Origin of the sequence: Siphonobacter curvatus (genome assembly GCF_002943425.1) — a bacterium.
Classification (GTDB): Bacteria; Bacteroidota; Bacteroidia; order Cytophagales; family Spirosomataceae; genus Siphonobacter; species Siphonobacter curvatus.
Genome location: NZ_PTRA01000002.1, coordinates 376,888 through 389,053, shown reverse-complemented (window position 1 = coordinate 389,053; position 12,166 = coordinate 376,888). Strand labels below are relative to the sequence as shown.

Genomic DNA, 12,166 nt, shown 5'->3' with positions numbered 1-12,166 from the left:
ATCTCAGGCTATGTTAACTAGTATCTGAGATCGCTAACGAATTTGTATATACGTTAAATGTGTTATCCTTTTAGATAATAGTGTCCCTTGTTGCGGATAATGGTTAAATCGTATAAATCAGCGACGTTTTCCAGTAACGTTTCCGGCGATTGTCCCTGATGCGGTAGAGGGATGGAACCATACGCCGAACGGAGAGCTAGGGCGGGGTTGGTCAGTTGGACCTGCAGGCCATAGCTATCCCTGATTTTCCGGAGAATGTCGCCCAGCGACTCATCGTCCAGAATCCACTTCCCCTGCGTCCAGGCGTAATACTTCTCTGGGTCTGCATTAAACTGGATGTTTATTTTTTCTTGGTTAATCTGTTCAACAACTGATCCCGGTTTCAGCGTAATGGGGGCTGATTGTATTTTCCCTGCGGCTTTAAAAGCGATTTTCCCGCTTTTGAGAACGGTTTGAAGGATATTCCTTCGCGAAAACACATTAAATTCCGTCCCTACTACTTCAATGCTGGCTCCCGATGGTACATGAACCAGAAAGCCCTGATTGGTTAGTGTATGTTTAACGGTGAAGAATCCTTCCCCTTCCAGCCAGAGTTCCCGGAGACCGTCTTGCCAATCACTCCGGTACCGAAGTTGGGTATTAGCGTTCAGTCTGACCTTAGACTCGTCAGGCAATACAAAGGTTTTTACTTCACCATAGTTCGTTTGTAACGTAATCCACTGATCTGCATAATGGTACCAAATACTGCTCAATAAGCCCATACTGACTATAATAGCCGCGATTTTTCCGAGTAAACGGTTTCGTGCCCCCCCCCCGGGGATGTTTTGCTTTTTCCCAATTCCTGCCATTACCTTCTGTCTAACCAGCGATTTATCCTGTTCTAGGGCTGACCATAAGGCATGGTTTCGAATCGCTTCCTGAATAATGACTTCGGCTAACTCTACATTTCCTGGATCCTGACGAAGCCAGTTTTCCAGTTTTTCCTGATCCTCCCGACTACATCTTCCCAGGAAATAATTAATAACTTCTGTTTTTCGGCGGTGGCTGGTCATTCATTGATACGTTCAGGAGGTGGGTTGCGTCGTTGGAAAACGTTAGGTAATCTAAGCTGCGTACAGGTACGCGGAAAGCTTGTTCAAGAATAGAGAGACAATTTTAGGAAAAACTCCCTGAGTCTTGCTGTGTTTTTTTTTTGTAAGCTTTTTTGTCGTAGTTAATTTAATGCTTAATCTACTGAAATGGATATTTTAAGTATCTGAGGAAAAGTGTCTTAGAGATAATTCATCAATTCCCGGCGTAACAAGAATAAAGCCCGCGAAATTTGAGATTCTACGGTCTTCACGGAAATACTGAGTTTCTCGGCAATTTTGGAATAGCTCAATCCTTCTTCACGATTATACTGATACACTTCCCGAATACGATTGGGTAATCGCTCCAGGGCCTGATCGTAAGCCTGGTGTAATTGCTGGTGAAAAAGAAGATCCTCCGGCCCATCTAATCCGGGAATCTGTTCGTACAGTGGAAAAGGAGCGACAGTAATTTTTTTCTTTCGGCTGAGGTCACGCACTACAAAATTTCGGGCAAGCATGAGAAAGTACGCACGCGGATTGGCAATTTCATAATGCTCAAAATGGGCTCGCTTCTCCCAAACCATAATGAAAATTTCCTGAGTCCAGTCTTTAATCTGCTCAGGATCTTCGGAATACTGAGATAGGGTCCGGGTGACTAGCTTATAATATTTGTTCAACAGACTTTCCAAAGCTTGCTCGTCTCCCTGCGAAAGTCTGGTAAATAAAATATTATCGCCAAAACTGGATTTTGACATATAAAATTCAGTTTTAGTTACATATGGTGAAATATTATTTCATTTTGAATCAAAAATGCGATATTATTTTAAAATAGCTAGAAGGGATAGGGAGCTTTTTGAAAGTTTAGTTTAAGAAAAGATCAAGCGACCCGTTGACTTTACAAATTTGACAGACTGAGTTTCGTTCTCTAGGTACGGCTGATAAGTGGGAGAGGTTTTTATCATCTCACAGGTAATTGATGATTGTTGGTAGTTAGCTTATATTCAAATACCTGTATAAACGATATAAATCCGAATCTTGTCCCTATTGCGAAAACCGCCCATTTCCTTCACCCTGCGATAGCCGCGAGCCAGAGAAAGTGAGCAGTTTTCGTAATCCGAACTAATGATCAGCTGTCTTATCAGGACGAAAAAGGAGTTAGTCGTTACTGGTAATTAGTAGGTAGCCGTTTGGAATCCAACCGATTAAAATACCAGCAGCTTCGGCTAGACAAAAAAGGTACTTTCTCAACCTTTAACCAAAATAATGGCCCAGCCGCAGATCCTCAAGCAAACCGATATGAACGGGTTCCCAACCCAGAATTTCCCGCGTCTGAATTGCCGTTGCCGGACTATCGAAGGTGATAAACCGACTCATCCAGTCAAAATGATTACTGGCCTCTTCGGGCGATACGGAGACCACGGGTACTTGCAGCTCCTGTCCGATTAATTCCGCAATTTCCCGAACCGGAATGCCTTCGTCCCCAATGGCATTGTATCGCTGACCCGTTGCGGCTTTTTCCAGAGCCAGTCGGTATAAGCGGGCTGCATCTAATCGGTGTACAGCGGGCCAGCGATTGCTGCCGTCTCCCACGTACGCCGAAACGCCCTTCTTCCGGGCCAAATCAATCAGGAACGGTACAAAACCGCCATCGCCCTGATCATGGACGGAAGGCGGAAGCCGGATCACCGAAGCCCGTACGCCCGCCTCAGCCAAGGCCATAGCCGTAGCTTCGGAAGCCCGGTGCGTGGCCGGAGCCGCGTCCGCTTCCGTAATAATGCCTCCATCGCTAGGCACAATTAGAATTCCTCCGGTTACGATCAACGGACGATCGGTACCGACCAGGGCGGAACCGAGGGCTTCAATGGCCCGTTTGTCCGTTGCCGCCGCCGCCGCATACTGCGAAAAGTCGTGAATAAAGGCCGTATGGATGACGCCATCCGCTGCCGAGGCTCCCTCTTTCAATGCTTCCGCATCTTCCAGGCTACCCCTGAGTACGTCCACACCAATCTCCTGCAGGGACTGAGCGGAGGCGTCGGAACGGGCCAGGCCCAACACCTGATGCCCTGCCGCTAGCAATTCCTGTACAATGGCGGAGCCTACAAAGCCCGAGGCTCCCGTTACAAATACTCGCATGATCGTGTATGTTTGTGAGGCGAGTGTTCGAACGAACGGCTTGCTCACTCGCCTGTGATTACAAGGCAAAATTGAACAATCAGGACAGGCAAAAAGAGGACATTTGTCCCTATTTTACCGGTTGCCTGAGCTGAGCCTGTCGGATCCGCGTCAGCGTTTTCAAAGAAACGCCGAGGTAAGAAGCTACCATCCGCAAAGGTACGCGGGAGAGAATACCAGGATAGGCTTGAAGAAAATCCTCGTACTTCTCGGCGGGCGTGGCACTGAAGGTTTGGTAGAGGCGATTGCGACTGAGATGCAGATGCCGGGAAATCAGTTGTTCGGAATAGGTTCTAAGGTTGGGGATCGTTTGAAGTAACGTATCAAACCGATCGCGGTTCCAGATCATCAGCTGACTGTCTTCCAAGGCTTCAATGATGTAGGACGAAGGCGTACGGTGGGTGTAACTTTCGCCATCGGTGGTCCAGTTCAGTTCCGGTGAAAACTGCATGATGTGTTCCGTACCATCCGCTCCAATCCGGTAGGTTCGCAAGAAGCCCCTGGTGATGAAGATTTTATGCCGGCAGATTTCCCCGGCCTGTAATAAGATCTGTTTTTTGGAAACCGTCCGCTCCACCGCCGCCGCCGTAATCATGGCGATTTCTTCCTCAGACAAAGCGAGGTTTTGGTTTTTTATATAATTTTCAAAAATGGCTAACATCTCTTACTAGAGGGAATGGATAGCGTGCCGTTGCTCTTACGAAGATACTACACAAAAAAGCTTGGATGTATGTCTTGTACTACAATCCGCACGGCTGATTTGTCCTAGGATTGCAAATTATTTTACGCGTTCCAAAAAAGGTATGACATAAGGCTGTCGCTCGAGGCAGCGATTTTTGTACGGTCAAATCAATTATAACATCGTTACCCGCATGGAAAAGCGAACCATTGATCCCTGGAAATGGGGAGAGTACACCAATTCCGTACAAGCCGTTGAAATCAAACAGCCTACTGGCACGCTCTATTGTTCCGGGCAGGCCGCCATCGATGCTTATGGCCAGCCCAGTACGGCCGACATGCGAACCCAGTTACAACAAACCTTTGATAACCTAGAGCAACTCATCACGGAGGCCGGTTACAGTTGTCAGGGCATCGTGCGGCTGAATGTATATACAACCTCCACAACGGAATTTTTTACAACCTGTGGGGATTTGTACCAGTCCTGGATCGTCCAACACGGTATCAAACAGGCCACTAGCTTACTGGAAGTGAAAGGCCTTTTTCAGGGGCTAACGATTGAGCTGGAAGCGACTGTAGTGAAGTAAACAGGATACTTCTGATCAGCAAAAAGGTTCGGTAAACTACCGAACCTTTTTGCTGTGCTGTAAAAAGATAATTTACTGAATTATAGGTATTTACATCCGTTTGAGGTAAGTGCGAATCGGCTCATCCAAAACTTTCAGGACGAAATACGCAAACAGGATTAGTAAGACAACCCCGGCGATCATAATGACAACTAATTCACTCACGGGCGGCTTTTTTGCCTCGATGTAACTCAGGACAATCCACAAAAAAGGATAGTGCGTCATGTACAGCGGATAGGAAATATCACCCGAAAATTTACAAATCCGTTGTAACGCGGGCTCGACCGGCGTACCCGCTCCCAAGGCAATCAGTAAAGGAAAATAGAACACCACGAGCAGCGGATCGACCAACCAGTTTATCGCTTTTGAAAAAGGGACTAAAAACGTCAGGAGTAGTAAAAGACCCACTACACCAAAACCCAGTCGCGTACGAATGATCAAGTGGCTCCGGTACACGAGCATACCCGCCAGAAACGAATAGAAAACCCGGCTTCCGCCGCCCCAAAAGTTATCCCCGCCAAATCCCACGGCTAGGTACGTGGATCGGTGAGCTTCGTAGAACAGCGTACCCGCGGCAATCAGGGTTAAGATTGCCAGAACTCTGGTGGGTAGTTTGACCAGTACTAAAGCATAGAGCACATTAGCCAGGTACTCCCAAAACAGCGTCCAGGTGGGCGGATTGAGGTGAAACAGATTGAAGTACCGTTCGCGGACCAGCGGAAAGGGAATCATCAGACAGGAGGTAAGAAACAGGCCCAGCGTCTGACTGGCGTATACTGAATAGAGTTTGCTAAACGGATCAAAAACGAAGGTCAGTAATCCAATGACCGAACCGATTACTACTAGCGGATGCAAGCGAATCAGCCGTCTTTTTAGAAAGGTACGTACGCCCATCGATCCTAATTTATCATCGTACGCGTAGGCGATGACAAAACCCGATAAGCAGAAGAAAAAATCGACGGCTAGGTACGCGTGGGCAATGAAACTGTCGTGGTAGTCCGGAGTGATGAACTCCATAAAGTGGAAAATAACCACGGCTACGGCAGCAATGCCCCGCAAGCCATCGAGCACTTGAAAATGAGGTTTGGTCGGTACAGAAGAGGTCAGCATACAGGCTGTTAGGGTACTGGATACGGAGAAGAATTCCTGTTGTAAGCTGCTCAGCTACTCACCTCAGGAGCTAAAATGACGCGAACCAATCAAGCCTCCAGGTACGGGAATACCCAGAGGCTTGAAAAAATACAGCGATTCGCCGTCTAGCGAAGCTGGCGTTGGAAAAAACGCAACGCTTCTACGTGTACGTCGATATCCTTTGGGTAATCGTGCTTGCCACCAATGACTTTCAACAGGACTACTTCGGGCTTCCCTTTGGCTAGGTACGTATGTCGTTCTACAGTACGGCCATCGCTGGGGTCTGTATCCGGGAGTTTTTCCATCGTTGGTTTACCCCGATATCCCGCCAGCTCGGCCCAGTAGGCAAAGGTGCGGTCGGTGGACCGTACACGGCCCATATTCATGTTCGGCCCCAGATCAACAACACCGCCCTGATACGGGTTTACGTTATCTTCCGTACCGTTGATGATCAGCATGGGTACGGGTTTGCCCGCGGGCGTACAGTCCAGATTATCAGTATCGGGCAGATTGGCGATGATGGCCGTTACGGCCCGGAATCGATCTGGCATCGTCAGGGCCAGTTTATACGCCATGTGACCACCCCCGGAGGTGCCCACAGCAAAAACCTGCTCCGGCTGAATACCGTAATGCCGCTCAAAGTATTCGATCATGCCCGCAAAGAAAGCCTGCTCGTTGACGTCCTCCTTGTTCGCCAGGGCGGGCGAAGCTTTCCGACATTCATTCCAGTACCGTTTATAGCCATCGGGGTATACCAGCAGCGTGCGGGTGGCCTGAGCCTCCTGTTCCGCTTTTTCGGTGCCCCGCATCATGCCTTTGCCATCGCCGCCCGATCCGTGCATGACGAAGGCCAGACTTTGGGGTTGCTGACCTATGGCGGGTTTATGAAAATGGAAGACACGGTAATTTCCTTCAATTAGTAAAGAGTCCGTCAGCACTTGAGCGTGTGATCCAGTGATGGATAACCAACCCAGCAGGCAGGCAAAGACAATACGTTTCAACATTACAATAGATTTAGCATGCAAAAAGTAACGAAGATCGGAGGCACCACGCTCGGATTCAACAATTCCTGAAAATTTTCCATGCGTTAACGTTGGACCTGTTTAAAGAGAACATCGATTTTTGCGTGGACGGACGGCGGACTGACGCGGTACAGTTCGTCCAGCAAATCCGTCGAAACCGGTGACGCATTCGGATAGGCGTGGGCCGCCAGCAGCCGTCGCAGGGCCTGATTGACGCGTTTTTCACCGATTAACTCGCTCAGTTGATACATCGCTACCAGCCCTTTCGAGTAATGCAGGTGATCGTTTTCGGGTTTGACCCGATACAAGGGTTCTTCCGTGGTGAATCCCCGTTCCTGCTCGTAAATCCCCCGGTGTAGGGCGACGTGTTCCAAGGCCTTTTCGTATCCCAGCGTATGCTTGACCAGCATTAGCTCGGTATACATGGCCAGTGTTTCGGTTAGTAACTTACTACCTTCGCGTTCGTCCGGCACCAATTGATTAGCCCCCCACCACTGGTGCGAAAGCTCGTGGGCGGCTAGTTCGTTGATCACGTCCTGCTGCCGATCTCCGGCCAGATTGGCGTGAAAGAGAAGGTCTTCCGTCATGAAAATACTGGCTGGATACGCCGTGCCCGCAAAGCCCGAGGTAAAGGAGGAAACTTCAGCAAAACGAATGACCGCAAAGGGATACGGCCCAAATTCCCGCTGGCAGTAATCGAGTGCCCGCTGCGTCCGTTGGATCAAATGATTCACATTTTCCGAATGTTTCGGGTCGTAATACACCTCGATACCCGTACCCCGATGGTTCACCCGACGAAGCTGATAGTGAGCCGAGGAAAGAGCAAAACGAAACGGGACCGGAGTGGGCGTCTGAAAATGAAAATACCGGCGATCCTGCTGCGTCCACTGCTCGACCAGTGATCCAACGCCTACAACGGTCTGAGCGGCGGGCGTCGAAACGAGCATATCCAGTCGAATAAAATCCGTCGGACTGCGGGGAGCTTCCAGCGGTCGTAAAGGACTGGCGGGGCCTAATCCTCTGTTTCGCCGCTCTTCCGGCGAGCTAATTTCTACATCGGTCTGATAGCCAATTAGCGGAAAATAATTACTGAGACGGAGAAACGTTCCATTTTGCACGATGGCATTAAAGGATTCATGGCCCGAAAAACCGTCCCAACCCGAATGAAAGGCGAAATGCAACTGAGCCGTATCGCCGGGCTGCAAGGGTTTTTCCAAACGCATAAGCTGTGTCTGATGCGACAGAACTTTACGCAGTTGCCCACGTACCCATACCAGCGAATCCAGTTCGATTCCTTCGGGGAGGGTCCACAAAACCTGATCAAGGGTCTGGGATGATTGGTTAACGAGCTGATACGTACCCCGTACCCGGTACCTGTGTTGCTCCGGAAATAAATCGACCTGCGTTCGAATGTCCGTTACCCGCGGCTTCGGCTGATCGCGGAATCGACGAAACTGCTGTTCATACCACTGCTGCTCCGCGAGCCGATCGCTACGTTTGGGAACTTTGGCGTGAATGGTCAGGCCCAGCGTAAGACTTCCAACGAGGAATAATACCAGAATTGGTATACTCCGCAGGTGGGGACTTTTTCGCTGTACCGTAAACGTGAGCAGGAGCAACACAACGCTCCACCCGTAGGCCAGTCGCCAGCTAAAGCTTTCCACGTACGCGTCCCAACCATTCATTTCGCTGTAACGCCCGCTGTACGGTGCGGCCAGGCGAATCAGTGGATGCGTGAGTCCCAGAAATTTACCCAGGGACGTGGAAACGAGTAGCACCACGACGGTCGCCACCAGCAGGCTCATTCCTTTTTGGGGAATGAGCCAGTATAGGCATAAGGCTAGTCCACTACTGATGCTCACCGGCAAACCAATGAACGCATACAGAGCTGCGTAAGCTGACCAGTCAACGGTGGGGTACTGATACACCCACTGAAAGACCAGAGCCACCCCAATCACCAGCGTAAGCATCAGCACGTGAAGTAGGCTTAGGCTGAGCCACTGGGCTACTAATTGCGTCACCTGCTCGGCGGGCGTGGAACATTCCAACAGGCTAAAACCTTCGTTGCGGCTCCGATAAAAGAGTTCATGGCTATAGAATAGTACGATGCAGACCTGCAAGCCCGGTAAGTTGGCCAGAATCCGGTTGACAAAAACGGCCGTAGTCGCGTAGCGTTCGGGCAGACGAATGCCCTGATCCAGCGTGCCGTAGTATTCCATGGCCATATAAAACACGAGACTCAAGACCAGCACCGCAAAAGGAATGCTTCGGATGATCCAGAGCAGACTAAGGCGAACTTCGCTGATGAGGACGGAATAATGGTAAGCAATTCCCTGAGCAAAACCCGTCAGAGGTCGGTATTGCCCCTGAAAGGAATGAGCTAAGGATTTAGGCGAACGACGACTTTTCGTAGGGATCTGAAACCGATAGCGAAGTAAACTGAAACCGATGACCAGTCCGGAAAATAATAGATACCCGCATCGGTTGAGGAGCAATACACCGCTAAGTTGTAGGAGTTGACTGTTTTTCTGTACTACGTTCCAGTGATTCGTCTGCTGATAAAAGGCAGACAATCCCAACGGATCTAGCAAGGCAGTTAAAAACTGAGCTTGTTCCGACGCAGGTAAAGCGGCAGACATGAGCGGCGAGCCCGCATACAACATCACGACCAGATAAGCCATGTACAACAGCAGGGCGACTATGTACACGAGCAATTTTCGGGAGCTGAACCAGGCTACGCCGCTCAGCAGAGCCACGTACAGGAAAAGGTTCGGTACGCTGAACAGGAAAAAAGGCTGGGCGTAATACGTGCATTGAAAAGTGCCATTGTATTCGGTCTGCGTGAATTGGGAAAGCAGTACGCCCGTGCTGAGACTCAGCATGAGCAAAGCACTCAGCAGGAAAACCGCCGTAAACCGTCCCATCAGAAAGGGAACCTTCTTTAGCGGCAGGGCGTACAGAACCGTCTCCAGGTTGGCGTCTTTTTCCCGAAAGAATACCTGAGCCGAAAAGAAAGCGGTAATAAAGATGCCGGCCAGATTGAATAAACCCGTAAGGTGCGTAAGAGCGTAGCTGCCGTACCGGGTCAGTTCTCTACTGGGACTAAACGTAAGCTGTGAGCCAATGAAATAGCCGATAAACAATGCGAGTGCCAGACTTAGATAAAAACCGGGTTTGCGGAAGTACGAGTGGAGTTCGAAGGTAAACGTCGCTTTCATAACGCAGGTTGATTGAGGGTATGAAAATAAACGTCTTCCAGACTAGCCGCTAAGGGCTGATAATCGGGCCCGGGACAGCTAGGTGCGTAGTAGTGGGCCACGTGCGTACCGCCGACCAACTGCATCGAAAGCAGACCCGGTTGGGAGGCAGCGAGTTCTGTTTTAGCGACGCGTCGCTGCCAGAGCTTACCTTCCAGATTTTGAATGAAAGCTTCGGGTTTGCCGCGAGCGATGAGTTGACCCCGATTCATAATGGCCATATCGGTACACAAGTGCCGCACATCTTCGACCAGGTGCGTAGACAGGATGACGATTCGTTCTTCACTGATTTCACTGAGCAGATTATTGAATCGCAGGCGTTCTTCGGGGTCGAGGCCCGCCGTAGGTTCGTCCACAATCAGTACTTTGGGGTCCCCGAGTAAGGCTTGGGCAATCCCGAATCGCTGTAGCATACCTCCCGAAAACCGATGAGCTTCCTGATGCCGTACGGCATAAAGGTTCGTTTTTTCGAGTAAGGCCAGCACCTGTTCCGTTCGGGATGCCCGGTGGGTAAGACCTTTCAGAATGGCTAGATGTTGGAGTAATTCGTAGGCCGATACCTTGGGGTAGACGCCAAAGCCCTGGGGTAGAAAGCCCAAGTGTTGTTTGAAGAGCCGGGGCTGTTGCCGAACGTCGAGGTCATTCCAGTGGATTTCCCCCTGATCGGCGGTTTGCAGGCCCGCCAGCGTTTTCATGAGTGACGATTTACCGGCTCCGTTGGGTCCCAGTAAGCCAAACATACCCGGACCGAGATCGAGCGAAACATCGTTGAGGGCTTTCACGCCATTGGCGTACGTTTTGCTAAGGTGTTGAATGCGTAAGTATTGCATAGTTGAAATGACATAGCGATTCCCGCTCTCGCTGAAAGCGGGAGTACAAGAAAAGAGGAAGGGAAAAAGGGCTTAGGGCTCGGCTACGTATTCAAGAATATCGCCGGGTTGACAGTCCAGAATCTGACACAGTGCTTCCAGCGTATCGAAACGAATGCCCTTAGCTTTGCCTGTTTTGAGGATAGACAAGTTGGCTGGTGTAATGCCCAGTCGCTCGGCTAGTTCTTTACTCTGCATTTTCCGGCGGGCGAGCATGACATCCACGTTGACAATGATGGGCATACTAAATAATTAAGTCCTGTTCATTTTGAAGCGTAAGCCCCTGTTGAAAAATAACAGCTAGAAAATACGTAAATACCCCGAGCAGGAAATGCAGGCTGATAAGTACCTCTACCGGCGAACCAAGGGGATAAACCAGCGAGATCAGCACGGTTACCAGGGTGGGTAATAGCAGATTCCCCCGGTAAAACCACTGCAATTGCCGGATGCCGTAGGGGGTAAACAGTCGGGTTTGGGTAAAAACCGTAAAAACCCGGCTCACCAGATAAAAGAATAGCGTATACATGCCCAGTAATAACAGAAACATACACAGATAGCCGGGATTGTATTCTCCCAGTAGGTACGGCTTCGTCGTGAAGGGATAATAAATTTCAAATCGGCTTTGCTGCTCATTTACATGTAATGACCAGCCCGTGGCAAAAGCCAGGGCAGAAAGTACAAAGGAAAGTCCATAGCCCAGGGCCGCCAGGCGGGTCAGGACAAACAGGATGCGGGAGATAAAACGAACGGTTGCCATCGGTAAGAATCGTTAGACCTTACAAAGCAACAATTAATTATCGTAAAACAATAATTAATTAAGAAAAATAATAATCTTTTGGGAGGAGACCCTATGTCCTTTCACTTAAGCCGTACCACTTCGTAGCCGCGTGTCCAGCGGTAATACTCGCTGGTGAATCAGCTGAACGTCGATATAGGCCGGGTGACGCGGATGTAACAAAAGGTTGTACGATTCAGGCATGATGACCGAGGGTACGCCTACGGCCAGACAAAAGGGATCTTTCAGCCATTCTTTCAAAATCGTCTGGCTGGCGAAGAGGGAGGGAGCGTTCCAGTATGCGGGCAAATGACTGGGATTCAGCCAGAAAACGGTTTGCGGATCTTCGGGTAGGCGGAGTGTACTGAGCCACAAACGGGGCAGCTCGCTCGTGAGCAGGGGCGGCAGGTGGACCAGCGTTTCCAGCAGGGCCAGTTCCGGCGTTCGGCTGGTGTAGAGAATACCGATGCCTTTGGGGTTCCAGCGACCCCCGTATTTATAACTTCCCACCGTCGACAAGGGGTCCGTGTGGTAAGGTTCTTTGTTGATACGAAATACGTCCATGT

The 12,166-nt window shown here is 49.9% G+C and carries 12 protein-coding genes; 1 reads left to right on the top strand and 11 read right to left on the bottom strand.

Annotated elements, in window-relative coordinates; genetic code table 11:
- Positions 1-62: 62 nt before the first annotated feature.
- From C5O19_RS16770 to C5O19_RS16755, 4 genes are all read right to left on the bottom strand, one after another.
- The gene (locus tag C5O19_RS16770; protein ID WP_104714551.1) at positions 63-1,052 is read right to left on the bottom strand and encodes a FecR family protein; all 990 of its coding nucleotides are present in this window, start codon (positions 1,050-1,052) and stop codon (positions 63-65) included.
- A gap of 218 nt (positions 1,053-1,270) precedes the next feature.
- A complete protein-coding gene (locus C5O19_RS16765; protein ID WP_104714550.1) occupies positions 1,271-1,825 on the bottom strand; it encodes an RNA polymerase sigma factor in 555 nt (184 codons plus the stop codon).
- A 496-nt stretch (positions 1,826-2,321) separates the two neighbouring features.
- On the bottom strand, positions 2,322-3,203 hold the full coding sequence (locus C5O19_RS16760; RefSeq protein ID WP_104714549.1) for an SDR family oxidoreductase: 882 nt from the start codon (positions 3,201-3,203) through the stop codon (positions 2,322-2,324).
- A gap of 109 nt (positions 3,204-3,312) precedes the next feature.
- Positions 3,313-3,858, bottom strand: a complete 546-nt coding sequence (locus tag C5O19_RS16755) for a Crp/Fnr family transcriptional regulator (protein ID WP_243406424.1) — start codon at positions 3,856-3,858, stop codon at positions 3,313-3,315.
- Positions 3,859-4,114: 256 nt separating this feature from the next.
- Between C5O19_RS16755 and C5O19_RS16750 the strand changes: the two genes are divergently transcribed.
- Positions 4,115-4,507 (top strand): RidA family protein, encoded by a 393-nt coding sequence (locus C5O19_RS16750; protein ID WP_104714547.1) that lies wholly within the window; start codon positions 4,115-4,117, stop codon positions 4,505-4,507.
- 90 nt (positions 4,508-4,597) lie between these two features.
- Here C5O19_RS16750 and C5O19_RS16745 read toward each other — a convergent pair whose 3' ends face one another.
- The 7 genes from C5O19_RS16745 to C5O19_RS16715 all read right to left on the bottom strand — a co-directional run bounded on the left by C5O19_RS16745 (position 4,598) and on the right by C5O19_RS16715 (position 12,164).
- Positions 4,598-5,656 carry an acyltransferase family protein gene (locus C5O19_RS16745; RefSeq protein ID WP_104714546.1) on the bottom strand — a complete coding sequence of 353 codons (1,059 nt, stop codon included), beginning with the start codon at positions 5,654-5,656 and terminating at the stop codon, positions 4,598-4,600.
- Positions 5,657-5,802: 146 nt separating this feature from the next.
- Positions 5,803-6,681: an alpha/beta hydrolase family esterase gene (locus tag C5O19_RS16740; protein WP_104714545.1), complete on the bottom strand. Its 879-nt coding sequence runs from the start codon at positions 6,679-6,681 to the stop codon at positions 5,803-5,805.
- 83 nt (positions 6,682-6,764) lie between these two features.
- A complete protein-coding gene (locus C5O19_RS16735) occupies positions 6,765-9,917 on the bottom strand; it encodes an ABC transporter permease/M1 family aminopeptidase (RefSeq protein WP_104714544.1) in 3,153 nt (1,050 codons plus the stop codon).
- Positions 9,914-10,786, bottom strand: a complete 873-nt coding sequence (locus C5O19_RS16730) for an ABC transporter ATP-binding protein (protein WP_104714543.1) — start codon at positions 10,784-10,786, stop codon at positions 9,914-9,916. The genes C5O19_RS16735 and C5O19_RS16730 overlap by 4 nt, the downstream gene beginning before the upstream one ends.
- Before the next feature lie 72 nt (positions 10,787-10,858).
- On the bottom strand, positions 10,859-11,068 hold the full coding sequence (locus C5O19_RS16725; protein WP_104714542.1) for a helix-turn-helix domain-containing protein: 210 nt from the start codon (positions 11,066-11,068) through the stop codon (positions 10,859-10,861).
- A gap of 1 nt (position 11,069) precedes the next feature.
- Positions 11,070-11,582: a DUF2975 domain-containing protein gene (locus tag C5O19_RS16720; RefSeq protein WP_094808569.1), complete on the bottom strand. Its 513-nt coding sequence runs from the start codon at positions 11,580-11,582 to the stop codon at positions 11,070-11,072.
- Between the two features lie 105 nt (positions 11,583-11,687).
- A complete protein-coding gene (locus C5O19_RS16715) occupies positions 11,688-12,164 on the bottom strand; it encodes an RES family NAD+ phosphorylase (protein ID WP_104714541.1) in 477 nt (158 codons plus the stop codon).
- Positions 12,165-12,166: the final 2 nt, after the last annotated feature.

Bases quoted from the DNA above. Each gene is read 5' to 3' on its own strand.
- C5O19_RS16720 (WP_094808569.1), bottom strand. From the start codon at position 11,582: ATGGCAACCGTTCGTTTTATCTCCCGCATCCTGTTTGTCCTGACCCGC.
- C5O19_RS16715 (WP_104714541.1), bottom strand. From the start codon at position 12,164: ATGGACGTATTTCGTATCAACAAAGAACCTTACCACACGGACCCCTTG.
- C5O19_RS16760 (WP_104714549.1), bottom strand. From the start codon at position 3,203: ATGCGAGTATTTGTAACGGGAGCCTCGGGCTTTGTAGGCTCCGCCATT.
- C5O19_RS16745 (WP_104714546.1), bottom strand. From the start codon at position 5,656: ATGCTGACCTCTTCTGTACCGACCAAACCTCATTTTCAAGTGCTCGAT.
- C5O19_RS16740 (WP_104714545.1), bottom strand. From the start codon at position 6,681: ATGTTGAAACGTATTGTCTTTGCCTGCCTGCTGGGTTGGTTATCCATC.
- C5O19_RS16730 (WP_104714543.1), bottom strand. From the start codon at position 10,786: ATGCAATACTTACGCATTCAACACCTTAGCAAAACGTACGCCAATGGC.
- C5O19_RS16765 (WP_104714550.1), bottom strand. From the start codon at position 1,825: ATGTCAAAATCCAGTTTTGGCGATAATATTTTATTTACCAGACTTTCG.
- C5O19_RS16770 (WP_104714551.1), bottom strand. From the start codon at position 1,052: ATGACCAGCCACCGCCGAAAAACAGAAGTTATTAATTATTTCCTGGGA.
- C5O19_RS16750 (WP_104714547.1), top strand. From the start codon at position 4,115: ATGGAAAAGCGAACCATTGATCCCTGGAAATGGGGAGAGTACACCAAT.
- C5O19_RS16735 (WP_104714544.1), bottom strand. From the start codon at position 9,917: ATGAAAGCGACGTTTACCTTCGAACTCCACTCGTACTTCCGCAAACCC.
- C5O19_RS16725 (WP_104714542.1), bottom strand. From the start codon at position 11,068: ATGCCCATCATTGTCAACGTGGATGTCATGCTCGCCCGCCGGAAAATG.